We start from the raw sequence: 22,536 nt of genomic DNA, 5'->3' as shown, positions 1-22,536 counted from the left end.
TGCCCCCCTCTTTTAATGACGTCAGGTTATTCGATGAAACGTGTTTCTCAACTGACCGCGCTGGCCCTGCTTTGCGGCCTCGCCTCACTCTCTTGCATGGCCGCTGATATGCCCCATTCGCTCACACTGGCTCAGCTTCAGGAACAGCACGGCGCGGCGATCGATACCCGTGCCAGTGCGTTTTATAACGGCTGGCCGCAAACGCTGAGCGCCCCCTCCGGGCACGAGCCCGCTGCGCTTAACCTCTCTGCCACCTGGCTGAGCGCGATGAGCGACGACCAGATTGGCCGCTGGGCAAAACAGCATCAGCTTACCCCCACAACGACTATCGCCCTCTACGGCAGTGACGCTGACAACCAGGCGGTGAGCGCCCGCCTGAAGAAAGCCGGTTATCCCCGGGTTTCCGTTCTCAGCGATGCCCTGCAGTCCCCTGAGCGTCTGCAGCGCCTGCCGCACTTTGAACAGCTCGTTTACCCGCAGTGGATTTATCAGCTTTCGCAGGGCAAACCGGTGGCAGCCGCCCCGGCCGGTGACTGGAAAGTGATTGAAGCCGCCTGGGGTGCGCCGAAGTTCTATCTGCTGAACCACATTCCCGGCGCGGATTATATTGATACCAACGAAGTGGAAAGCGAGCCGCTGTGGAATAAGGTTTCTGACGACAAACTGAAAGCGATGCTGGCAAAACACGGGATCCGTCACGATACCACCGTCATTCTGTATGGTCGCGATGTCTATGCCGCCGCCCGCGTGGCGCAAATTATGCTCTACGCGGGCGTGAAGGACGTGCGTATTCTTGATGGTGGCTGGAAAGCGTGGTCAGAGGCCAACCTGCCGGTGGAAAGAGGGATGCCTGCTGATGTCAAACCCGCTCCCGATTTCGGCGCGCCGATCCCCGGTCAGCCACAGCTGATGATCGATATGGCGCAGGCGCGCGGGATGCTGCATCGCCAGGATGCTTCGCTGGTCAGCATTCGCTCGTGGCCGGAGTTTACTGGCGAAACCAGCGGCTACAGTTACATCAAACCCAAAGGTGAAATTGCCGGTGCCCGCTGGGGTCATGCCGGAAGCGATGCCACCCATATGGAAGATTTCCATAACCCGGACGGCACCATGCGCAGCGCCGATGACATCGCCGCCATGTGGAAAAGCTGGAACATCCTGCCGGAACAGCACGTGGCCTTTTATTGCGGTACCGGCTGGCGAGCTTCAGAGGGCTTTATGTATGCCCGGGCGATGGGCTGGAAAAACATCTCCGTCTATGACGGTGGCTGGTACGAATGGAGCAGCCACCCGCAAAACCCGGTGTCGTCTGGCGAGCGCGGACCCGAAAGTTCGCGCTAGGGCGTGAGTGAACGCAGCGTCAGATACCCGCTCCAGATGCGCGTTGTGGTGGTCAGCCAGCACAACGCGCCAAATACCCACGCGAGAAGCGTGAAGTGCGCCGGAAACAGGCAGCACAACACAAACAGCACGATGGTCTCCGTCCCTTCCGTTAATCCGCCGATATAGTAAAACGACTTGTGCGCATAGCCGGGGTTATCGATATTGTGTTTCGCCGCCAGAGCGGCAAAGGCCAGAAAGCTGCTGCCGGTTCCGATAAAGGCGAACAGTAGCCAGGCCGCGGCCAGCGCATTCTCAGCGGGAGCCGCGAGGGCAAAACCAAACGGCACCAGCGCGTAGAACAGAAAATCGAGCGCGATATCCAGAAACCCGCCCGCATCCGTCAGCCCTCTGCGGCGTGCCAGTGCGCCGTCCAGGCCATCCAGCAGGCGATTAACCACAATGGCGACCAGGGCCGCCGGATACCAGCCAAGCGCCAGAAACGGTAGCGTCAGCACGCCTGCGGCAAATCCGGTCAACGTTAAACCATCGGGCGTGATGCCGGGTTTATCCAGCCAGGAGGCCAGCCGGTTAAGGGTGGGCTTTACCCGGGGATGAATATGTCGATCAAGCATGCGGCTTTCCTTTAAACGTGTCGCACAGTCCCTGCGCCGGGATATCAAGGGCGGCATTAAAACGGGCCGAAAGGTTTTGAAACGCAATCAGCGCCGTCATTTCGCTAATCGTCTCATCGGTAAAAAGGCGTTTGAGCTCGCTTTTGAGCGCCTCATCCACCTGCGGCGGCGTGGCGGTGACGGCCTCCGCGTAGGCCAGCGCCGCGCGCTCCTGCTCATTGAAAAGCGCGGCGTCACGCCACTGACTCACGGCCTGCACTTTATCCAGCGCGCCCGCGCGTTCGGCAAGACGCAGGCTGTTGGCATCAATGCAAAATGCACAGTGACAGAGCTGGGATACCCGCGTCATCAGCAGCGAGCGCAGCACCGGCGTCAGACGAGCGTTGCGTCGCTCCAGAAACCCGACAAACAGCGCCACCAGCCAGAACAGGCGCGGCATACGTCCCCACCAGCACGTGGGGTTAAGCACTGCGCCAAAGTGTTTTTTCTGCAGGGCGGCAATGGGTTTGAGGCTGGCGGGAAGGGATTCAACCGGGGCAACCCAGGGGGATGTCTCTTTCACGTAATTCTCCTGATGACTGGACTCCTGGAAAGGGCACGATAATATGGTGTTTTTCGCTATCAAGTATTGACGACCATGCTGAAAACACTCGATGTCGTTGCGGCAATCATCGAAAAAGACAATAAAATTTTACTGGCGCAGCGCCCCATGCATGCCGATCAGCCGGGGCTGTGGGAGTTTGCCGGTGGAAAGGTGGAAGCCGGAGAAACGCAGCCCGAAGCGCTGATCCGCGAGCTGCACGAGGAGTTGGGGATCCACGCGCGACCGTCGTACTACGTGGCAAGCCACCAGCGGGAAGTGTCACAGCGGATAATCCATTTACACGCCTGGCACGTGCCCCACTTCAGCGGTGAACTAACGGCGCACTACCACAGCGCCCTGGTGTGGTGTACGCCTGAAGAGGCGTTTGACTACCCCTTAGCCCCGGCGGATATTCCGCTGCTGGAAGCCTTTATTCTTTTACGCGACGCCAGACCAGTGGGTTCGTACTGATGGTGCGTTCATCGCGCTGGCACTGCAGCAGGATGCCGTCCGCTTTCACCACCGCCCCTTCTGAGTAGTTCTGATCCTGATAGATGCAGCACTGGTTACAGGGCTGCGCTCTCTGGCCGCTGGAGCTAAAGACCTCCGGCGGTACGTTCACTTCCACATCCGGACGAATGCGGTCAGCCTGCGCGCCAGCGCTCAGCATCAAACATAACGCGGTCATCACGTAACGGTTCATAGACTTCTCTTCCTGTTGTGTCCTGATAATGACTATAACGGTTAATCATCGCGGAACCTTTAATTTATCTCGTCATCGCTTTTGGTTATGACGCCGCACTGGTCATTAATTTCCCTTTCGACATAAATTTCTGCTTGCTTCGCAAAGCGGTACGGGTGGTATAGTCAAAAAAACAACACAAATCGTATAAGACACATACGGAAATTATCATAAGAGGTTCTTATATCTATGGATCAGACACGCACTCTGGAAAGTTTTCTCACCCATGTTCAGCAGCGCGACCCGCATCAGAGCGAGTTTGCGCAGGCCGTACGTGAAGTAATGACCACCCTGTGGCCCTTCCTGGAACAAAACCCACGTTATCGTCAGATGTCTTTGCTTGAGCGCCTCGTCGAACCTGAGCGCGTGATCCAGTTCCGCGTGGCGTGGGTGGACGACCGCAATCAGGTGCAGGTCAACCGCGCGTGGCGCGTGCAGTTTAATTCGGCCATCGGGCCGTTTAAGGGCGGGATGCGCTTCCACCCTTCAGTGAACCTGTCGATTTTGAAATTCCTTGGTTTTGAGCAGACCTTTAAAAACGCGCTCACTACCCTGCCGATGGGCGGCGGTAAAGGCGGCAGTGATTTTGACCCGAAAGGCAAAAGCGAAGGCGAAGTGATGCGTTTCTGCCAGGCGCTGATCACCGAGCTTTATCGCCACCTTGGCCCGGACACCGACGTCCCTGCCGGTGATATCGGCGTGGGCGGGCGTGAAGTGGGCTTTATGGCCGGAATGATGAAAAAGCTCTCAAACAACAGCGCCTGCGTCTTTACCGGCAAAGGACTCTCCTTCGGCGGCAGCCTGATCCGCCCGGAAGCGACCGGCTACGGTCTGGTCTATTTCACCGAAGCGATGCTGAAACGCCACGGCTTAGGCTTTGAAGGCATGCGCGTGGCGGTCTCCGGCTCCGGCAACGTGGCGCAATATGCTATCGAAAAAGCAATGCAGTTTGGTGCCCGCGTGGTCACCGCGTCTGATTCCAGCGGTACCGTCGTGGATGAAGCCGGCTTCACGGCTGAGAAACTGGCGCGTCTGTGTGAAATTAAAGCCAGCCGCGATGGCCGCGTGGCCGATTATGCCCGCGAGTTTGGTCTGACCTATCTTGAGGGTAAACAACCGTGGGGCGTGCCGGTGGATATCGCCCTGCCGTGTGCAACCCAGAACGAACTGGACGTTGAAGCCGCCCGCACCTTAATCAGCAATGGCGTAAAAGCGGTAGCCGAAGGGGCGAATATGCCAACCACCATCGAGGCGACCGATCTGTTCCTGGAAGCAGGCGTACTGTTTGCACCGGGCAAAGCCGCCAACGCCGGCGGCGTGGCAACGTCCGGTCTGGAGATGGCGCAAAACGCCGCGCGTCTGGGCTGGAAAGCAGAGAAAGTGGATGCCCGTCTGCACCACATCATGCTGGATATTCACCACGCCTGCGTAGAGTACGGCGGTGAGGCCTCGCAAACCAACTACGTGCGTGGTGCGAATATCGCCGGGTTCGTGAAGGTGGCGGACGCGATGATTGGGCAGGGTGTGATTTAAAGTTTATTGTGCGGCCGGGTGCCCTCTCCCACAGGGAGAGGGAGAAAAACGAGGGTATCAGACCGCGCTCTTTTTCTTTTTAAACGGCTTCTTCGCACCACCACCCGGTGCCACCATTCCTCTGAACCGCTTCACCGGCGTGCTGCGCGCCTGATCGATCAGCTGGTACAGCGTCCCCACCAGCGGCTGCATAAAGTCCTGATAACGGCACTGTTTCTCGCTGATTTGCGTCAGCACCGATTCCCAGTGCGCCGTCATATCCGGCCGGGCGGCCAGCTCCGGCAGGGAGTGGATTAATGCCCTGCCCGGCTCGGTGGAGTGAATATAGCGCCCTTTTTTCTCCAGGAAGCCGCGTTTGAACAGCAGCTCGATGATCCCCGCGCGGGTCGCTTCGGTTCCCAGCCCGTCAGTGGCGCGCAGGATCTTTTTCAGCTCTTTGTCCTGCACAAAACGGGCAATCCCGGTCATGGCGGAGAGCAGCGTCGCATCGGTGAAATGGCGTGGTGGCTGCGTCTGGCGCTCTACCACTTCCCCTTTCTCACACAGCAGCTCGTCGTCTTTAGCCACTACCGGCAGCGGAGTGCCGTCGTTCTCTTCGTCACGCTCTTTGTTGCCAAGCAGCGTACGCCAGCCCGCTTCCGCCAGAAAACGCGCTTTGGCAATAAATTTGCCTTTGGCGATCTCCAGCTCAATGACGCACTTGCGGAACACCGCGTCAGGGCAGAACTGCATCAGATACTGACGCGCGATCAGGTTATAGACCTTCGCTTCGTTCTCCGTCAGGTTGACGTTGCTGGCCCGCGCCGTCGGGATGATCGCATGGTGTGCATCGACTTTTTTATCGTCCCAGCAGCGGTTATGGGTATCCGGGTTGACGACCGGCTGCGGCAGCAGATCCGGCGCATGCACGCCGATGGCGTTCATCACCGCGTGGCGTCCGGCAAAGTGCTCTTCAGGCAGGTAGCGGCTGTCTGAACGCGGATAGGTGATGAGCTTGTGAGTTTCGTAGAGCTTCTGGCAGATATCCAGCACGTTCTGCGCGCTCAGGCCAAATCGCTTCGCGGCCTCAATCTGCAGGGCAGAAAGTGAAAACGGCAGCGGTGCGGGTTCGGATTCCCGTTTATCGTTATAGCTGGTGACGATGGCAGGTTGACCGGTGATCCGGTTGACCACGTGCTCCGCCAGCGGACGATGCAGCAGACGGCCCTCTTCATCCTGATACGATTCGCAGGCATCGCTCGGCTGCCAGACGGCGGTAAAACGCTCCTCTTTCGGGGTGACGATGTGCGCTTTCACTTCGAAGAAATCTTTGGCAACGAAGTTTTCAATTTCTTCATCACGGCGCACCACCAGCCCCAGCACCGGCGTTTGCACGCGGCCTACGGAGAGTACCCCCTGATAGCCGGCATTCCGCCCAAGGATCGTGTAGGCGCGGGTCATGTTGATCCCGTACAGCCAGTCTGCGCGCGCACGGGCCAGCGCGGACACGCACAGCGGGATAAACTCGCTGTTGGCGCGCAGGCGCGAAATCGCCCGCTCCACCGCCTGCGGGTTGAGGTCGTTAATCAGGCAGCGCTGCACCTGCTGGCGTTTTTCCGGCGCCAGCTCCAGATAGTCCAGCACTTCATCCACCAGCAGTTGTCCTTCCCTGTCCGGGTCACCGGCGTGGACAACTTCAGACGCTTCATGCAGAAAGCGCTTAATGACGTTGAGCTGTTTGGTGACGGAGGGGCGCGGTTGCAGGCGCCATTTTTCCGGCACGATAGGCAGATCGTTGAGGTTCCAGCGGGCATAGCGGCTGTCGTAGACGTCTGGCTGTGCCTGCTCAAGCAGGTGACCAATGCACCAGGTGACCACCTGCCCGTTACCGCATTCAATAAAGCCGTCGCCTTTGCGATGCGGCTTCGGCAGCACATCGGCGATGGCACGAGCCAGACTCGGCTTTTCGGCAATAAACAACCGCATCGAATTAACGGATCTCAATCATCGGTCGGCCACCGCGCGCGGTCACCAGTTCGCCGATCGCCGTCAGGGTAATACCAAACTCGGCGGCCGTTGCCTGCACCTCGGCTTCTGACTCCGGCGTGACTGCCAGCAGCAGACCACCCGAGGTTTGCGGATCGCACAGCAGGTTACGCCACTCTTCAGGCATTTCGCCCATCAGATGACCATAGCTGGCAAAGTTACGCTGAGTACCGCCCGGCACGGCGCCCTGAGCAATGTACGCTTCCACGCCTGGCAGCTTCGGCACGTCCTGATACCAGACCTGCGCCTGCACACCCGCGCCCTGACACACCTCAGAGAGATGCCCCAACAGGCCAAAACCGGTGACGTCGGTCATCGCCTTCACGCCGTCGATATTGGCGAAAGCGGTACCGGCCAGGTTCATCTGGCACATCACTTCCGTTGCCAGACCTTTATGCTCGGGTTTCAGCAGGGATTTTTTCTCGGCGGTGGTCAGCACGCCAATGCCCAGCGGCTTGGTGAGGAACAGCTTGCAACCCGCCTGCGCGGTGCTGTTGCGTTTGACGCGCTCGGTAGGCACCACGCCCGTGACCGCCAGACCGAAGATCGGCTCCGGCGCATCAATAGAGTGACCACCGGCCAGGGCAATCCCCGCCTGCTGGCAGGCAAAGCGTCCGCCCTCAATCACCTGGCGGGCTATTTCTGGCGCCAGGGTGTTGATCGGCCAGCCCAGAATCGCAATCGCCATAATCGGTTTACCGCCCATCGCGAAGATATCGCTGATGGCGTTGGTCGCTGCGATGCGCCCGAAATCGAACGGGTTATCGACAATCGGCATAAAGAAGTCAGTGGTACTGATAATGCTGGTGCCGTTACCCAAGTCATAAACCGCTGCATCGTCACGCGTTTCGTTGCCAACAAGCAGGTTCGGGTCGACAAACTTCGCCTGTTCACTGTGCAGGATGGTTTCCAGCACTTTGGGGGAAATTTTACAACCGCAACCGGCTCCGTGGCTGTATTGCGTTAAACGAATGGTTTGCTCGCTCATGGACATCTCCTGTCAATGCAATCGCGCTATGGTAGCGCTCATTCCTTAAAGAGGTAAGTATGACTGTCTGAATTCTGCGGCAGATGCTCAGAATCCAGACAGTTTAGCGCGCGTTATCAGAAACGGCTGACGAAAGGCGTAGTGTCCGGCACGCTAATGGTGCTGGAGGCTTTAAGCTGAGGGGTGCCGAGATAGAGGAAACCGACGATTTTGTCATGCTCGCCGCAGTTGAGTCCGTCGCGCACCGCCGGGCTTTTAGTCAGTGGCCCGGTACGCCAGATACCGTTGAAGCCTTGTGCAACAGCGGCCATCTGCATCGCCATCACCGCGCATCCCGCCGACATCTCCTGCTCCCAGACAGGCACTTTATGCTCCGCCTGACACTTCGCCACAACGGCGATGATCATCGGCGCACGGAACGGCGCGTTACGGGCTTTATCGATCCCTTTCTCATCCTGACCGGCGGCAACCGCCCCCTGCTCCAGTAGCTGGCTGAAGCGCTCGCGGCCTTCACCTTCAATAATAAAGAAGTGCCACGGCTGAAGTGTGCCGTGATCCGGCGCACGCATACCGGCACGCAGAATGTTCTCCAGCTGCTCACCCGCTGGCGCAGGTTCCGCCAGACGTGACGCGCTACGGCGGTTAACAAGCAGTTCAAGTGCGTCCATTGGTTAACTCCTTTCTTGAAATTTACTCACAAAATTAACACGACGGCAGATTTTGTTACAGCCTGGCAGGCGATTCCTGCTGACAAGTGGCGGTTGGGTCATTACGATAACCCAACATTACCGTCCAGTGGCGACGGAAACAGTCATTTTCTGGTTAGGGAGAATACATGCGAACCCTTTGGCGAATCTTTGCCGGTTTCTTTAAATGGACGTGGCGACTGCTCAATTTCGTCCGCAACCTGGTGATGAACCTCGTGTTCATCCTCCTGGTGCTGGTTTGCGCGGGCATCTGGATGCACATCAGTAACGCAAACCAGTCACAGCATTCGACGCGCGGCGCGCTGCTGCTCGACATCACCGGCGTGATTGTCGATAAGCCTTCCACCAGCAATCGTCTGGGAGTGATTGGTCGTCAGCTGTTCGGCGCTACCTCGGACCGCCTGCAGGAAAACTCCCTGTTCGATATTGTCGATACCATTCGTCAGGCAAAAGATGACCGCAACATTACGGGTATCGTGCTGGATCTGAAAGATTTTGCCGGGGCCGACCAGCCTTCCATGCAGTACATCGGCAAAGCCCTGCGTGAATTCCGTGACAGCGGTAAACCGGTGATCGCAATAGGCGACAGCTACAGCCAGGGGCAATATTATCTGGCGAGCTTTGCCAATAAAATCTGGCTTTCGCCTCAGGGTACGGTCGACCTGCACGGCTTTGCCACGAACGGGCTTTACTACAAATCTCTGCTCGACAAGCTGAAGGTCACCACCCACGTGTTCCGCGTCGGTACGTATAAATCTGCCGTTGAGCCATTTATCCGTGATGACATGTCTCCTGCCGCCCGTGAAGCGGACAGCCGCTGGATTGGTGAGCTGTGGCAGAACTATCTGACCACGGTTGCCAGTAACCGCCAGATTACCCCTGCACAGGTCTTCCCTGGTGCTCAGGGCGTGCTGGACGGCTTGCGCAAGGTTGACGGCGATACCGCGAAATATGCGCTTGATAACAAGCTGGTTGATGCCCTGGGAACCAGCGCGGAGATCGAAAAGTCCCTGAGCAAACAGTTCGGCTGGAGCAAAGAGGATAAAAATTACAGCGCGATCAGCATGTACGATTACGCGGCGAAAAAACCGGATGAGAGCGGTGACAGCGTTGCGGTTGTCTTCGCCAATGGCGCAATCATGGATGGTCAGGAGACACCGGGGAACGTCGGGGGTGATACCACCGCGTCGCAGATCCGTGACGCTCGTCTTGACCCGAAAGTGAAAGCGATTGTGCTGCGTGTGAACAGCCCGGGGGGCAGCGTCAGCGCCTCTGAAGTGATCCGCGCCGAGCTTGCCGCAGCGCGTGCAGCAGGTAAACCGGTGGTGGTTTCCATGGGCGGCATGGCGGCTTCCGGCGGTTACTGGATCTCAACCCCGGCTAACTACATCGTCGCTAACCCAAGCACCCTGACCGGATCAATTGGCATCTTCGGGGTGATCAACACGGTAGAGAACAGCCTGGATTACCTGGGTGTACATACGGATGGTGTGGCCACTTCACCGCTGGCGGATGTGTCGGTAACCAAATCCCTGCCACCTGAAGTGTCCGAGATGATGCAGCTCAGCATTGAGAATGGCTACAAGCGCTTTATCACGCTGGTCGCTGACTCGCGTAAAAAGACGCCGCAGCAGATCGACGAAATTGCGCAGGGCCACGTCTGGACAGGACAGGATGCGAAGAGCAACGGCCTGGTCGACAGCCTGGGTGACTTTGATGACGCGGTGAAGAAAGCCGCCGAACTGGCGAAGCTCAAACAGTGGCATGTTGAATACTATCAGGATGAGCCGTCGTTCTTCGATATGGTGATGGACAGCATGTCCGTCTCCGTGCGCGCCATGTTGCCGGAAGCGCTGCAGGCTTATCTGCCAGCGCCTGTCGCCACGGCCGCTAAAGCGATGAAAGCGGAAAGCGATAAGCTCGCGGCGTTTAATGATCCACAAAGTCGTTACGCGTTTTGCCTGACCTGCGCAAACGTACGTTAAACCCCGTCCCCTCTTCCGGTGAAGAGGGGATTTTTTTCTTTTGAAGAACAAGAAATCACTACCATGCAGAAGAAATCGATTTATGTAGCCTACACTGGCGGTACCATCGGGATGCAGCGCTCTGAAAACGGCTATATTCCTGTGTCCGGTCATCTTCAACGTCAGCTTGCCCTGATGCCGGAATTCCACCGCCCGGAAATGCCTGACTTTACCATCCACGAGTACGAGCCGCTGATGGACTCCTCCGATATGACGCCGGAAGACTGGCAGCATATCGCGGATGACATCAAAGCCCATTACGACCAGTACGACGGCTTTGTGATCCTGCATGGTACCGACACCATGGCCTTTACCGCCTCGGCGCTCTCCTTCATGCTGGAAAACCTGAGCAAACCGGTGATTGTCACCGGCTCGCAAATTCCGCTGGCGGAACTGCGCTCGGATGGACAGATTAACCTGCTTAACTCCCTCTACGTGGCGGCGAACTACCCGATTAACGAGGTCTCGCTGTTCTTCAACAACCGTCTGTATCGTGGCAACCGTACCACCAAAGCGCACGCCGATGGGTTTGACGCCTTCGCCTCACCAAACCTGCAACCGCTGCTGGAAGCGGGTATTCATATTCGTCGTCTGGGCACGCCGCCTGCGCCGACCACCTCAGGCGAGCTGATCGTTCACCCGATCACCCCGCAGCCGATCGGTGTGGTAACCATTTATCCGGGCATCTCTGCTGATGTGGTGCGTAACTTCCTGCGCCAGCCGGTAAAAGCGCTGATTTTGCGCTCCTACGGTGTGGGTAACGCGCCGCAGAACAGTGAATTCCTGAAAGAGCTGCAGGAAGCGAGCGAGCGCGGGATTGTGGTGGTTAACCTGACGCAATGTATGTCCGGCAAGGTCAATATGGGCGGCTATGCCACCGGTAACGCTCTGGCGCATGCGGGGGTGATCAGCGGATTCGATATGACCGTCGAGGCCACACTGACTAAACTTCATTATTTACTGAGTCAGGATCTGGACATCCAGTCCATTCGCAGCGCCATGATGCAAAACCTGCGCGGCGAACTGACCCCGGACGAATAAGGAGGCCTCATGAAGCAACGCGCCCTGTTACTGGTCGATTTGCAAAATGATTTCTGCGCGGGCGGCGCACTGGCCGTCGCAGAAGGTGACAGCACGGTCGACGTGGCCAATACCCTGATTGACTGGTGTAAATCGCGCGGTGAAGCCGTTGTCGCAAGCCAGGACTGGCATCCGGCCAACCATGGCAGTTTTGCCAGCCAGCACGGCATTGAACCCTTCAGTCAGGGTGAGCTCGACGGTCTGGCGCAAACCTTCTGGCCCGATCACTGCGTGCAGCAAACGGAAGGCGCCGCGCTGCATCCGCTGCTGAATCAGAAAGCCATCGACGCGGTGTTTCATAAAGGCGAAAACACGGCTATTGACAGCTACAGCGCCTTTTTCGATAACGGACATCGTCAGAAAACGGCGCTGGACGCGTGGTTACGTCACCACGAAATCACCGAGCTGATTGTGCTGGGTCTGGCAACCGATTACTGCGTGAAGTTTACCGTGCTGGACGCGCTCCAGTTGGGTTATACGGTCAGCGTCATCACCGACGGCTGTCGCGGGGTGAACATTCAACCGCAGGACAGCGCGCAGGCGTTTATGGATATGGCCGCTGAAGGCGCGACGCTGTATACGCTGGCAGACTGGCTGGAGACGCAGGCGTAGTCTTTTATGCCGGGGGGCGGCTTCGCCTTTCCCGGCATTTCCACTCCGATCCCCATAAAGTGAACTCCCTCGCATCACCAGCGAAGCGGCAATGCTATGCTTTTCAGGCTGTTTTTTCGCCACGCTTTTTCTGTGGCGTGGTTATTTTTATTCTGTCAAAGAGGAACACCTATGAAACGTTTGCCATTGCTGGCAGCTTTACCCTTGCTTTGCGCGTCAGTTGCTTACGCCGCTCCCCTGATGTCCGTGGGCTACTTCAACGGCGGTGGTGATGTCACTGCCGGAGCCGGCGGCGATATCAATACGCTTGATGTCCGCCAGATCACCCACCTGAACTATTCGTTTGGCCTTATCTACAATAACGAAAAAGACGAAACCAACGCCGCACTGAAAGATCCGGCGAAGCTGCATCAGATCTGGTTATCTCCGAAAGTGGCGTCCGACCTGGCGCTTATCCCACAGCTTCGTAAACAAAACCCGAATTTAAACGTTCTGCTTTCCGTCGGCGGTTGGGGTGCCCGTGGTTTCTCGGGCGCAGCAGCCACCAAAGAGAGCCGCGCGGTGTTTATCCGCTCGGCGCAGGAGATTGTTGAGAAATACGGTCTGGACGGGATCGACCTTGACTGGGAGTACCCGGTAAACGGCGCATGGGGACTGGTCGCAAGCACACCTGCTGACCGGGATAATTTCACCGCCCTGCTGAAAGAGCTGCGTGCCGCCTTCGGGCAGAAAAAACTGGTCACGATTGCGGTTGGGGCCAATGCGGAAAGTCCGAAAAGCTGGGTCGATGTGAAAGCCATCGCTCCCCTTCTCGACTATATCAACCTGATGACCTACGACATGGCGTACGGCACTCAGTATTTTAACGCGAACCTGTATGACTCCAGCGCCTGGCCGACCGTGGCGGCAGCAGATAAATACAGCGTCGATTTTGTGGTGAACAATTATCTGGCCGCGGGGCTGAAGCCACAGCAGATGAACCTTGGGATTGGTTTCTATGGGCGCGTGCCAAAACGAGCTGTAGAACCGGGCATTGACTGGAGCAAGCCCGATGCGCAAAACAATCCGGTGACACAGCCTTACTTCGGCCCACAGGAGATCGGGTTGTTCAGATCACTCGGTTATGACCTGACCAAAGATACCTACGTGAAGTACAACGATATCGTGAAGAAACTGCTAAACGACCCGCAAAAGCGCTTTACTGAACACTGGGACGACCAGGCGAAAGTGCCGTGGCTTTCCGTGAAGGGCGCCGACGGAAAGGATCTGTTTGCCCTCTCGTATGAGAATCCACGTTCCGTCGCTATCAAAGCGGACTATATCAAAGAGAAAGGTCTGGCAGGCGCAATGTTCTGGGAGTATGGGGCGGATGATAATAACCAGTTAGCGAAGCAGCTGGCGGAGTCGCTCGGGATCCCGCATAAGTAGTGAGGCAATCAAACCCTCTCCCACCGGGCTGAGGGTTCCCCACAAAATAATGCCTGCACGGAGGACTCCCTCTCCCTTGAGGGAGAGGGTTGGGGTGAGGGGGAACATATGGCTGTAGAGGTAATTCCGTTCACTTTACGTTCCTTGCTGCTCTGTAACAACATGACCCGTGAACGTGCCAGGGTGGCTCAGTCGCCACCACCCTGGCAACCCGGGCTCCCGGCGGTAAATCGCCGCTTCGCGGTGCCTTCGGCTTATTCCTTCCGGCTTATCGGGGACGGGCGGATGTAACGTCCCTGTAAAGCCGCCCTCTCGGCGCATCCATGCGCCTCGCCCCGGCCTGCAGGAAACGCCTCAGCGATTTACAGCCGGACCAGGGCGTCGCTGTAAGTCATTCATTTTCCTGAAACAACTTTCGTCGCTTTCGGTAAAAAAATTACTGGGGATCCCTCAACCCACCGGGAGAGGGTTGAGTAAGGGCATCAACCCGCACCGTTATTGCATTTTCATCGTCGCAATCGGCTTTGGTGTGATACCAAACTCTTCCTTCAGTTCACGCTTGCTCTTCATCACCATCTGGCCGTTGGTATCGATTGTCATGTGTTGCGCATCAGTGTTGTTGCGCGCCTGCCACAGCATGACCAGCTGCAGACTGTTCTCTTTTTGCTCCGGGGTTAAGGCAACGCCATCAGGCCATTTCCCCAGCTCAACGGCGGTGACCAGACGCTGATAAACTTCCGGCGTCATACCGTTAATCATGTCATCAATATTCACGATCTCTCCCTTTCAAAGGAATAATTTGCTGAATCGTTTTTTCAACCTTTAATCTGATCGCCGTTTTCATCGTCGCTGAAGCTCAGAGAAGCTGAGTTTACGCAGAAACGCTCGCCCGTGGGCTGAGGGCCATCCGGGAAGACATGCCCCAGGTGCGCATCGCAGTTGCCACATCGAATTTCGGTACGCACCATCCCGTGCGACGAGTCAGTTAAGTAGCGGATCGCGTCATCGCTCACCGGCTCGTAAAAGCTCGGCCAGCCGCAGCCAGAATCGTATTTCGTTTGTGAATTGAACAGGGGGGCGTCACAGACCAGGCAATGGTATACGCCATCGCGTTTGTTATGCAGTAAACGCCCGGTAAATGGCGGCTCCGTGCCGTGATTCTGCGTCACGTAAAACTGCATTTCTGTGAGGTTTTTTTTCAAATCGTCAGGGTTACGTTGGTTCGACATATGCTTACATCTCGCTGTAGAAACAGACACCTTTTAACCCGGATTCTAACAAAACATTAACACCCTTGCGTGCACTTTTGATCTAAACTTATGTGTCGCGAAAAGGCGGTCAGGCAATTGTGATCATGCTCACATATTTATCCTGCGAGGCCTTTAAAATTCCGGGCGCAGCCCCCATGTGGTTGCTAGCTCAAAGGGAAAGTGAGGCGAGTCAGTCGCACAAACGTTAGTCACAGGATTGATTTGTCGCAATGATTGACACGATTCCGCTTGACGCTGCGTAAGGTTTTTGTAATTTTACAGGCAACCTTTTATTCACTAACAAATAGCTGGTGGAATATATGACTATCAAAGTAGGTATCAACGGTTTTGGCCGTATCGGCCGTATTGTTTTCCGTGCTGCTCAGAAACGTTCTGACATCGAAATCGTTGGTATCAACGATCTCCTGGACGCTGAATACATGGCGTACATGCTGAAGTACGACTCAACTCACGGTCGTTTCGACGGCACCGTTGAAGTGAAAGACGGCCACCTGGTTGTTAATGGCAAAACCATCCGCGTTACTGCTGAGAAAGACCCAGCTAACCTGAAATGGAACGAAATCGGTGTTGACGTTGTTGCTGAAGCAACCGGTATCTTCCTGACCGACGAAACTGCGCGTAAACACATCACCGCGGGTGCGAAAAAAGTTGTTCTGACTGGTCCTTCCAAAGACAACACCCCAATGTTCGTTCGTGGTGCTAACTTCGAAACTTACGCTGGCCAGGATATCGTTTCTAACGCATCCTGCACCACCAACTGCCTGGCACCGCTGGCAAAAGTTATCAACGACAACTTCGGCATCATCGAAGGTCTGATGACTACCGTTCACGCGACCACCGCTACTCAGAAAACCGTTGATGGCCCGTCTCACAAAGACTGGCGTGGCGGCCGTGGCGCGGCTCAGAACATCATCCCATCCTCTACCGGTGCTGCTAAAGCGGTAGGTAAAGTACTGCCAGAACTGAATGGCAAACTGACTGGTATGGCGTTCCGCGTTCCAACTCCTAACGTATCCGTTGTTGACCTGACCGTTCGTCTGGAAAAAGCTGCTTCTTACGAAGACATCAAGAAAGCAATCAAAGCTGCTTCCGAAGGCCCAATGAAAGGCGTTCTGGGTTACACCGAAGACGACGTTGTATCTACCGATTTCAACGGCGAAGTATGCACTTCCGTGTTCGATGCTAAAGCAGGTATCGCACTGAACGACAACTTCGTTAAACTGGTATCCTGGTACGACAACGAAACCGGCTACTCTAACAAAGTACTGGACCTGATCGCTCACATCTCCAAATAAACTGGAATGAGTGCTTGATCCAAAAAGGCGACTTCGGTCGCCTTTTTTATTTATAAGACAGAGGATTGCTTAATGATTAATAAAATTTTTGCACTTCCGGTAGTCGAACAACTTACCCCTGTGCTCTCCCGTCGCCAGATTGATGGCGCTGATGTTATCGTCGTTGACCACCCGCGTGTGAAAGCCTCCGTTGCGCTGAACGGCGCCCACCTGCTCTCCTGGAAACCGGAAGGTGAAACGGAAGTGCTGTGGCTGAGCGATGCGACCTCTTTCAAAAAAGGAGCGGCGATCCGCGGCGGCGTGCCTGTCTGCTGGCCATGGTTTGGCCCGTCAGCGCAGCAGGGACTGCCTTCTCATGGTTTTGCCCGCAACCAGCAGTGGACCCTGAAAGCGCATAACGAAGATGATAACGGTGCCGTGCTGACCTTTGAGCTTCAGGCCAATGACGAGACCCGTGCGCTGTGGCCGCACGAGTTTACCCTGTACGCCCGCTTCAAGCTGGGTAAAACCTGCGAGATTGAGCTGGAAGCGCACGGCGAGTTTGAAACGACCTCTGCCTTGCACACCTACTTCAACGTGGGTGATATCAGCGCGGTAAAAGTGAGCGGCCTTGGCGATACCTATATCGACAAAGTGGACAATGCAAAAGAAGGGAAACTCAGCGACGGCGTGCAGACCTTCCCTGACCGTACCGACCGCGTTTACCTGCATCCGGAAGCGTGCAACGTGATCCACGACAGCGCCCTCAACCGTGGCATCGAAGTGATTCACCATCATCACAGCAACGTGGTGGGCTGGAACCCAGGTCCGGCGCTCTCAGTGAGCATGGCCGACGTGCCCGATGACGGTTACAAAACGTTTGTCTGCGTCGAAACGGCCTGCGTCACTACGGCGCAAAAAGCCAGCGAAGAAAAACCGTCTCGCTTAGGGCAGACTATTCGCATTGTGAAGCGCTAAGACGCGGTATTATTTTGACCGCACCAGCACAATGCAAACGGGGCGCAAGCGCCCCATTATAATGCAAAGCATGCACTATTTTAATGCACAATCAGAACTTGTAGGTCACACCGACAGAGAAAATACCCGCCCAGGACTTGTCGACCATTGGGCTGTCTTTCACTTCGTCGCTCAGACGCTCGTAACGGCCAGTACCGTATACGTTCCAGTCACCCAGGAAGTTGTAGCTCGCGGTCAGCTCCAGGTACGGATCCCAGCCATCATCTGCGCTGTAACTCTTCAGACCGCTACGACGGGACTCATTCTTAGAGACGCCATAGTAGTAGTCGTTGTAGTTCTCACTGTTGTACTGCACACCAATACCTGGCGTCAGCGTTAACGCACCGTTCGTGTAGCGATAGAGCCAGGCCAGATCCCAGATAAAGCCGTTGCTGTTATCCAGCGTGTCTCCCGCCAGCGCGGTACGCAGGAAGCCATACTCGGTGTTATGCACATAAGAGAGACCCGCCATCATGGTGCTCTTACGCTTGTCGAGTCGACGCAGGGCGTGGCTGTCGCTGTCACCCGGTTTGAAGTGCGTCGGATCGTAGTAGGCCATAATGGAGAGCTTATCGGCCGTATCGTTCCACAGATAGTAGCCGCCGCCGAGTCCACGGAACCAGAAGTTATCGCCTTCATAGGTGACAACCGGAACGGGATAAACATCACGATCATACTGTTTATACGGGCTGTTAATGACGCCAACGCCCGCACCTACCGTCCACTGGCTTTCCGCCTGTGCGGTGCTAACTGCGGTCGCGGCGAGTACGCCCAATGCCAGAAGTTTGAGTTTGGTCACAATCCATTCTTTCCTGTAGTCAAATAATCAGCGGGAGAAGTGTAACCGCCAGACCCGTACTTCCCCAAATTTTTTGCCTGCTAATCAGTTTGATTAACCCGTTATTTTTCATTTTTCAGATGACAGGCCGTTTTCACTTCTGTGACCGCAGGGTGAAAAATGCCCGTATGACATATAACGGCAATGGATATTTTTGGATGAGTTATTGATATGTCATTGAAATTAGATTTTATCAGCATGCAAGTTTTGCAAATGCCATCTACGCTTTAATTTAAGAAGAGTTTTCCTGCACGCCCCGCGGTTCTTAGCGTCTGACCTGGCACACAGGTTGCTGCTCTGGCAGTGAGGTGCGAGAGATTCTCTTCCGGGAGCCTCCACTACTCATACGAACGGCTCTTATCCTGTGCTAAAAAACGAAAGGACGGCATGCCATGAATATATTCGATCACTATCGCCAGCGCTATGAAGCTGCCAAGGACGAAGAGTTCACACTGCAGGAGTTTCTTACCATCTGTCGGCAAGATCGCAGTGCCTATGCCAACGCGGCAGAACGGCTATTGATGGCTATTGGTGAGCCAAACATGGTTGATACTGCCCAGGAACCACGGCTTTCCCGTCTCTTTTCGAATCGGGTGGTCGCCCGATACCCGGCGTTTGAAGAGTTCTATGGCATGGAAGATGCCATCGAGCAAATCGTCTCCTACCTGAAGCATGCTGCTCAGGGTCTGGAAGAGAAGAAACAGATCCTCTATTTACTCGGCCCGGTGGGTGGCGGTAAATCGTCGCTGGCTGAACGGCTGAAATCGCTGATGCAGCGCGTGCCTATCTATGTGCTGAGCGCCAACGGTGAACGCAGCCCGGTGAACGACCATCCGCTGTGCCTGTTTAACCCGCAGGAAGATGCGCAAATTCTGGATAAAGAGTACGGCATTCCGCGTCGTTATCTCGGCACCATCATGTCGCCGTGGGCGGCGAAACGCCTGCATGAGTTTGGTGGCGATATCACCAAATTCCGCGTCGTGAAAGTGTGGCCATCCATTCTGGAGCAGATCGCCATCGCCAAAACGGAACCGGGTGATGAGAACAACCAGGACATCTCGGCGCTGGTCGGGAAAGTCGATATCCGTAAGCTGGAAAATTACGCCCAGAATGACCCGGATGCCTACGGCTACTCCGGCGCACTGTGCCGGGCAAACCAGGGCATTATGGAATTCGTCGAGATGTTTAAAGCACCCATTAAAGTGCTGCATCCACTGCTGACGGCCACCCAGGAGGGGAACTACAACGGGACGGAAGGTATCTCTGCCCTGCCGTTCAACGGCATCATCCTGGCGCACTCGAACGAATCCGAGTGGGTCTCCTTCCGAAATAACAAAAACAATGAGGCGTTCCTTGACCGTGTGTACATCGTTAAAGTGCCTTATTGCCTGCGGATCTCCGAAGAGATCAAAATTTACGAAAAACTGCTTAACCACAGTGAGCTAATGCATGCCCCATGCGCACCGGGCACGCTGGAAACGCTGTCGCGCTTCTCCATCCTGTCGCGTCTGAAAGAGCCGGAAAACTCCAGCATCTACTCCAAAATGCGCGTGTATGACGGGGAAAGCCTGAAAGATACCGACCCGAAAGCGAAGTCGTATCAGGAGTACCGCGATTACGCGGGTGTCGACGAGGGCATGAACGGTCTGTCCACGCGTTTCGCGTTTAAGATCCTCTCCCGCGTGTTTAACTTCGACCATGCGGAAGTGGCGGCCAACCCGGTCCATCTGTTCTATGTGCTGGAGCAGCAGATTGAACGCGAGCAGTTCCCACAGGAGCAGGCGGAACGTTATCTTGAGTTCCTGAAAGGTTATCTGATCCCGAAATATGCCGAGTTTATTGGCAAAGAGATCCAGACGGCCTACCTGGAATCCTATTCAGAATACGGGCAGAACATCTTTGACCGTTACGTCACCTATGCTGACTTCTGGATCCAGGATCAGGAGTACCGCGACCCGGATACCGGACAGCTGTTTGACCGTGAATCCCTGAACGCGGAGCTGGAAAAAATTGAGAAGCCTGCCGGGATCAGCAACCCGAAAGACTTCCGTAACGAGATTGTGAACTTCGTACTGCGTGCCAGAGCGCATAACAACGGTCGTAATCCGAACTGGACCAGCTACGAGAAACTGCGCACGGTCATCGAGAAGAAAATGTTCTCTAATACCGAGGAGCTGTTACCCGTCATTTCGTTTAACACCAAAACCTCAACTGACGAGCAGAAAAAACACGACGATTTTGTCGACCGTATGATGGAAAAAGGCTACACCCGCAAACAGGTTCGTTTGCTGTGCGAATGGTATCTGCGCGTACGGAAATCGTCTTAAAACAAGTGCCCGGTAGCGTTTAACGCTCACCGGGCCGACAAAATGCAAGTTGGCAAATGCAGTACGGGGGGTATATGACCTGGTTTATTGACCGGCGTCTGAACGGCAAAAACAAGAGCATGGTGAATCGCCAGCGCTTCTTGCGCCGTTACAAAGCGCAAATTAAACAGTCGATCTCCGAGGCCATCAACAAACGCTCGGTAACCGACGTCGACAGCGGCGAGTCTGTCTCCATCCCCACCGATGACATCAGCGAACCGATGTTTCATCAGGGGCGTGGCGGCCTGCGCCATCGCGTACACCCAGGTAATGACCACTTCGTTCAGAACGACAGAATCGAGCGCCCACAAGGAGGCGGCGGCGGTTCTGGAAGCGGTCAAGGACAGGCCAGCCAGGATGGTGAAGGTCAGGATGAATTCGTCTTTCAGATCTCAAAAGATGAGTATCTCGACCTGCTCTTTGAGGATCTGGCGCTGCCTAATCTGAAAAAGAACCAGCACCGTCAGCTTAACGAATACAAAACCCATCGCGCGGGTTATACCGCAAACGGCGTACCGGCCAATATCAGCGTCGTTCGTTCGCTGCAGAACTCGCTGGCGCGGCGCACGGCCATGACGGCCGGTAAACGGCGGGAGCTGCGCGAACTGGAAAGCAGCCTGAAGGTGGTAGAAAACACAGAACCAGCGCAACTGCTGGAAGAAGAGCGCCTGCGTAAAGAGATTGCCGAGCTGAGGGCGAAGATTGAGCGGGTACCGTTTATTGATACCTTCGACCTGCGCTATAAAAACTACGAAAAACGGCCGGAGCCTTCGAGCCAGGCTGTCATGTTCTGTCTGATGGACGTCTCCGGTTCAATGGACCAGGCCACCAAGGATATGGCGAAGCGTTTTTACATTCTGCTCTATCTGTTCCTGAGCAGAACCTATAAGAACGTGGAAGTGGTTTATATTCGCCACCACACCCAGGCCAAAGAGGTGGATGAACATGAGTTCTTCTACTCACAGGAGACCGGCGGCACCATCGTATCGAGCGCCCTGAAGCTGATGGATGAGGTAGTGAAAGAGCGTTACGATCCGGCTCAGTGGAACATCTATGCCGCGCAGGCGTCGGATGGCGACAACTGGGCGGATGATTCGCCGCTGTGTCACGACATTCTGGCGAAGAAAATTTTGCCGGTGGTGCGTTACTACAGCTATATCGAAATCACGCGTCGTGCTCACCAGACGCTGTGGCGTGAATATGAACATCTGCAATCGATGTTCGAAAATTTCGCCATGCAACACATCCGTGACCAGGATGATATCTATCCGGTGTTCCGGGAGCTGTTCCACAAGCAATCGGCCACCAGCAATGCCTGACCCCACAGCCAGCGACACGCTGGCTGTTTTCTTTCCCCTTCGTCCATCCCCTTCGCAAAAAGATCTGTGCTACTGTTGGAAACTGCGTATTGGCAGATAACAGGTAAACTGACTATGTCTGATGAGGTTAAGGGTACGGCTACCCACCAGCAACTCATTTCGCTGTTAACGCAGCAAGGTGCGCGCTTTCGCGTGATGGAGCACGAGGCCGTAGGAAAATGCGAAGCGGTAAGCGAAATCCGCGGAACCGATCTGGGGCAAGGCGCAAAAGCGCTGGTCTGCAAAGTGAAGGGAAACGGCGTAAAAAAACACGTTCTGGCGATCCTGGCCGCAGACCAGCAGGCCGACCTGAGCCAGCTTGCCAGCCATTTCGGCGGCTTAAAAGCCTCTCTCGCAAGCCCGGCCGAAGTCGATCATCTGACCGCCTGCGTGTTTGGTGCTATCCCACCGTTTAGCTTCCATCCGGATCTGACGCTGGTCGCCGACCCGCTCCTGTTCGAGCGTTTTGACGAAATCGCGTTCAATGCCGGTCTGCTGGAAAAATCCGTGATCATGGATACCCGGGATTATCTGCGCATTGCCCGCCCTGAACTGGTGACGTTTCGTAAAGCGTGACCGTGATGGCTGACGCCTCTGTCAGCCTCTCTTTTCCAGAAACAGAACTGATGCGATCAAAATCACCGCAATAGCGAAAAACGATGAGGAGATAATCAGCGTTTCAACAAACATGTGATCGTTCATCTTAGCGACCCTTTGCGATGCCTGATGCCGTTT

Annotated in this window: 22 protein-coding genes; 12 read left to right on the top strand and 10 right to left on the bottom strand. The window is 55.6% G+C overall.

The genetic code is table 11. The features are described 5' to 3' along the window. Positions 1-33 precede the first annotated feature (33 nt). Positions 34-1,341 (top strand): sulfurtransferase, encoded by a 1,308-nt coding sequence (locus EQV24_RS00255; RefSeq protein ID WP_130626002.1) that lies wholly within the window; start codon positions 34-36, stop codon positions 1,339-1,341. On the opposite strand, the gene EQV24_RS00250 is transcribed toward EQV24_RS00255, so the two are convergent. Next, the gene (locus EQV24_RS00250) at positions 1,338-1,955 is read right to left on the bottom strand and encodes a CDP-alcohol phosphatidyltransferase family protein (protein WP_130626001.1); all 618 of its coding nucleotides are present in this window, start codon (positions 1,953-1,955) and stop codon (positions 1,338-1,340) included. The two genes, EQV24_RS00255 and EQV24_RS00250, sit on opposite strands and share 4 nt — an antisense overlap. After that, positions 1,948-2,517 (bottom strand): carboxymuconolactone decarboxylase family protein, encoded by a 570-nt coding sequence (locus EQV24_RS00245; RefSeq protein ID WP_130626000.1) that lies wholly within the window; start codon positions 2,515-2,517, stop codon positions 1,948-1,950. Before EQV24_RS00245 ends, EQV24_RS00250 begins: the two co-directional genes overlap by 8 nt. 75 nt (positions 2,518-2,592) lie before the next feature. On the opposite strand from EQV24_RS00245, the gene EQV24_RS00240 reads away from it, so the two are divergent. Then, on the top strand, positions 2,593-3,009 hold the full coding sequence (locus tag EQV24_RS00240; protein ID WP_130625999.1) for a pyrimidine (deoxy)nucleoside triphosphate diphosphatase: 417 nt from the start codon (positions 2,593-2,595) through the stop codon (positions 3,007-3,009). On the opposite strand, the gene EQV24_RS00235 is transcribed toward EQV24_RS00240, so the two are convergent. Next, complete coding sequence (locus EQV24_RS00235; RefSeq protein WP_013097042.1) at positions 2,969-3,241, bottom strand: YnjH family protein; 273 nt, start codon at positions 3,239-3,241, stop codon at positions 2,969-2,971. The two genes, EQV24_RS00240 and EQV24_RS00235, sit on opposite strands and share 41 nt — an antisense overlap. Positions 3,242-3,469: 228 nt before the next feature. On the opposite strand from EQV24_RS00235, the gene gdhA reads away from it, so the two are divergent. After that, positions 3,470-4,813 carry an NADP-specific glutamate dehydrogenase gene (gene gdhA, locus EQV24_RS00230; protein WP_020688396.1) on the top strand — a complete coding sequence of 448 codons (1,344 nt, stop codon included), beginning with the start codon at positions 3,470-3,472 and terminating at the stop codon, positions 4,811-4,813. Between the two features lie 57 nt (positions 4,814-4,870). Here the strand turns inward: gdhA and EQV24_RS00225 are convergent, their stop codons facing one another. From EQV24_RS00225 to EQV24_RS00215, 3 genes are all read right to left on the bottom strand, one after another. Then, positions 4,871-6,778 (bottom strand): DNA topoisomerase III, encoded by a 1,908-nt coding sequence (locus EQV24_RS00225; protein WP_130625998.1) that lies wholly within the window; start codon positions 6,776-6,778, stop codon positions 4,871-4,873. Positions 6,779-6,782: 4 nt separating this feature from the next. Continuing rightward, positions 6,783-7,826 (bottom strand): selenide, water dikinase SelD, encoded by a 1,044-nt coding sequence (gene selD / locus EQV24_RS00220; RefSeq protein WP_130625997.1) that lies wholly within the window; start codon positions 7,824-7,826, stop codon positions 6,783-6,785. A 116-nt stretch (positions 7,827-7,942) separates the two neighbouring features. Further along, positions 7,943-8,494 carry an NAD(P)H nitroreductase gene (locus tag EQV24_RS00215; protein WP_130625996.1) on the bottom strand — a complete coding sequence of 184 codons (552 nt, stop codon included), beginning with the start codon at positions 8,492-8,494 and terminating at the stop codon, positions 7,943-7,945. Between the two features lie 167 nt (positions 8,495-8,661). Here EQV24_RS00215 and sppA point away from each other — a divergent pair, with 167 nt between their 5' ends. The 4 genes from sppA to EQV24_RS00195 all read left to right on the top strand — a co-directional run bounded on the left by sppA (position 8,662) and on the right by EQV24_RS00195 (position 13,677). Next, the gene (gene sppA / locus EQV24_RS00210; protein WP_020690337.1) at positions 8,662-10,518 is read left to right on the top strand and encodes a signal peptide peptidase SppA; all 1,857 of its coding nucleotides are present in this window, start codon (positions 8,662-8,664) and stop codon (positions 10,516-10,518) included. Between the two features lie 63 nt (positions 10,519-10,581). After that, positions 10,582-11,598, top strand: a complete 1,017-nt coding sequence (gene ansA, locus EQV24_RS00205; RefSeq protein ID WP_013097048.1) for an asparaginase — start codon at positions 10,582-10,584, stop codon at positions 11,596-11,598. A 9-nt stretch (positions 11,599-11,607) separates the two neighbouring features. Further along, positions 11,608-12,249, top strand: coding sequence for a bifunctional nicotinamidase/pyrazinamidase (pncA, locus tag EQV24_RS00200; protein WP_130625995.1), 642 nt, complete (start codon positions 11,608-11,610; stop codon positions 12,247-12,249). Positions 12,250-12,420: 171 nt separating this feature from the next. Further along, positions 12,421-13,677 (top strand): glycoside hydrolase family 18 protein, encoded by a 1,257-nt coding sequence (locus EQV24_RS00195; RefSeq protein WP_130625994.1) that lies wholly within the window; start codon positions 12,421-12,423, stop codon positions 13,675-13,677. A 495-nt stretch (positions 13,678-14,172) separates the two neighbouring features. Here the strand turns inward: EQV24_RS00195 and EQV24_RS00190 are convergent, their stop codons facing one another. After that, positions 14,173-14,451: a YeaC family protein gene (locus EQV24_RS00190; protein WP_020690335.1), complete on the bottom strand. Its 279-nt coding sequence runs from the start codon at positions 14,449-14,451 to the stop codon at positions 14,173-14,175. 41 nt (positions 14,452-14,492) lie between these two features. Then, positions 14,493-14,906: a peptide-methionine (R)-S-oxide reductase MsrB gene (msrB, locus tag EQV24_RS00185; RefSeq protein ID WP_013097052.1), complete on the bottom strand. Its 414-nt coding sequence runs from the start codon at positions 14,904-14,906 to the stop codon at positions 14,493-14,495. Between the two features lie 341 nt (positions 14,907-15,247). Here msrB and gapA point away from each other — a divergent pair, with 341 nt between their 5' ends. Together gapA and EQV24_RS00175 are read left to right on the top strand one after the other, a co-directional pair. Beyond that, positions 15,248-16,243 (top strand): glyceraldehyde-3-phosphate dehydrogenase, encoded by a 996-nt coding sequence (gene gapA / locus EQV24_RS00180; protein WP_013097053.1) that lies wholly within the window; start codon positions 15,248-15,250, stop codon positions 16,241-16,243. Between the two features lie 72 nt (positions 16,244-16,315). Beyond that, positions 16,316-17,200 carry a D-hexose-6-phosphate mutarotase gene (locus EQV24_RS00175; protein ID WP_013097054.1) on the top strand — a complete coding sequence of 295 codons (885 nt, stop codon included), beginning with the start codon at positions 16,316-16,318 and terminating at the stop codon, positions 17,198-17,200. A gap of 91 nt (positions 17,201-17,291) precedes the next feature. Here the strand turns inward: EQV24_RS00175 and EQV24_RS00170 are convergent, their stop codons facing one another. Further along, positions 17,292-18,038, bottom strand: coding sequence for a MipA/OmpV family protein (locus EQV24_RS00170; protein ID WP_013097055.1), 747 nt, complete (start codon positions 18,036-18,038; stop codon positions 17,292-17,294). 431 nt (positions 18,039-18,469) lie between these two features. Here EQV24_RS00170 and yeaG point away from each other — a divergent pair, with 431 nt between their 5' ends. The 3 genes from yeaG (at position 18,470) to EQV24_RS00155 (ending at position 22,377) form a co-directional block, all read left to right on the top strand. Beyond that, complete coding sequence (yeaG, locus tag EQV24_RS00165) at positions 18,470-20,404, top strand: protein kinase YeaG (protein WP_013097060.1); 1,935 nt, start codon at positions 18,470-18,472, stop codon at positions 20,402-20,404. Between the two features lie 74 nt (positions 20,405-20,478). Then, a complete protein-coding gene (locus tag EQV24_RS00160) occupies positions 20,479-21,762 on the top strand; it encodes a YeaH/YhbH family protein (protein ID WP_013097061.1) in 1,284 nt (427 codons plus the stop codon). A gap of 114 nt (positions 21,763-21,876) precedes the next feature. After that, a complete protein-coding gene (locus tag EQV24_RS00155; protein ID WP_038419135.1) occupies positions 21,877-22,377 on the top strand; it encodes a YbaK/prolyl-tRNA synthetase associated domain-containing protein in 501 nt (166 codons plus the stop codon). 21 nt (positions 22,378-22,398) lie between these two features. Here the strand turns inward: EQV24_RS00155 and yoaI are convergent, their stop codons facing one another. After that, positions 22,399-22,503 carry a small membrane protein YoaI gene (yoaI, locus tag EQV24_RS23745; RefSeq protein WP_020690334.1) on the bottom strand — a complete coding sequence of 35 codons (105 nt, stop codon included), beginning with the start codon at positions 22,501-22,503 and terminating at the stop codon, positions 22,399-22,401. Positions 22,504-22,536 lie beyond the last annotated feature (33 nt).

Source organism: Enterobacter sp. A8 (assembly GCF_004296595.1).
In the GTDB taxonomy this organism is placed as follows: domain Bacteria; phylum Pseudomonadota; class Gammaproteobacteria; order Enterobacterales; family Enterobacteriaceae; genus Enterobacter; species Enterobacter cloacae.
The sequence above is the reverse complement of the archived record's forward strand: the minus strand, read 5'-3'. Positions and strand labels throughout refer to the sequence as shown.

Excerpts from the sequence above, each read along its gene's own strand:
- EQV24_RS00255 (WP_130626002.1), top strand. The coding sequence starts at position 34 with ATGAAACGTGTTTCTCAACTGACCGCGCTGGCCCTGCTTTGCGGCCTC.
- EQV24_RS00250 (WP_130626001.1), bottom strand. The coding sequence starts at position 1,955 with ATGCTTGATCGACATATTCATCCCCGGGTAAAGCCCACCCTTAACCGG.
- EQV24_RS00240 (WP_130625999.1), top strand. The coding sequence starts at position 2,593 with ATGCTGAAAACACTCGATGTCGTTGCGGCAATCATCGAAAAAGACAAT.
- EQV24_RS00235 (WP_013097042.1), bottom strand. The coding sequence starts at position 3,241 with ATGAACCGTTACGTGATGACCGCGTTATGTTTGATGCTGAGCGCTGGC.
- gdhA (WP_020688396.1), top strand. The coding sequence starts at position 3,470 with ATGGATCAGACACGCACTCTGGAAAGTTTTCTCACCCATGTTCAGCAG.
- EQV24_RS00225 (WP_130625998.1), bottom strand. The coding sequence starts at position 6,778 with ATGCGGTTGTTTATTGCCGAAAAGCCGAGTCTGGCTCGTGCCATCGCC.
- selD (WP_130625997.1), bottom strand. The coding sequence starts at position 7,826 with ATGAGCGAGCAAACCATTCGTTTAACGCAATACAGCCACGGAGCCGGT.
- EQV24_RS00215 (WP_130625996.1), bottom strand. The coding sequence starts at position 8,494 with ATGGACGCACTTGAACTGCTTGTTAACCGCCGTAGCGCGTCACGTCTG.
- sppA (WP_020690337.1), top strand. The coding sequence starts at position 8,662 with ATGCGAACCCTTTGGCGAATCTTTGCCGGTTTCTTTAAATGGACGTGG.
- ansA (WP_013097048.1), top strand. The coding sequence starts at position 10,582 with ATGCAGAAGAAATCGATTTATGTAGCCTACACTGGCGGTACCATCGGG.
- pncA (WP_130625995.1), top strand. The coding sequence starts at position 11,608 with ATGAAGCAACGCGCCCTGTTACTGGTCGATTTGCAAAATGATTTCTGC.
- EQV24_RS00195 (WP_130625994.1), top strand. The coding sequence starts at position 12,421 with ATGAAACGTTTGCCATTGCTGGCAGCTTTACCCTTGCTTTGCGCGTCA.
- msrB (WP_013097052.1), bottom strand. The coding sequence starts at position 14,906 with ATGTCGAACCAACGTAACCCTGACGATTTGAAAAAAAACCTCACAGAA.
- gapA (WP_013097053.1), top strand. The coding sequence starts at position 15,248 with ATGACTATCAAAGTAGGTATCAACGGTTTTGGCCGTATCGGCCGTATT.
- EQV24_RS00175 (WP_013097054.1), top strand. The coding sequence starts at position 16,316 with ATGATTAATAAAATTTTTGCACTTCCGGTAGTCGAACAACTTACCCCT.
- yeaG (WP_013097060.1), top strand. The coding sequence starts at position 18,470 with ATGAATATATTCGATCACTATCGCCAGCGCTATGAAGCTGCCAAGGAC.
- EQV24_RS00160 (WP_013097061.1), top strand. The coding sequence starts at position 20,479 with ATGACCTGGTTTATTGACCGGCGTCTGAACGGCAAAAACAAGAGCATG.
- EQV24_RS00155 (WP_038419135.1), top strand. The coding sequence starts at position 21,877 with ATGTCTGATGAGGTTAAGGGTACGGCTACCCACCAGCAACTCATTTCG.
- yoaI (WP_020690334.1), bottom strand. The coding sequence starts at position 22,503 with ATGAACGATCACATGTTTGTTGAAACGCTGATTATCTCCTCATCGTTT.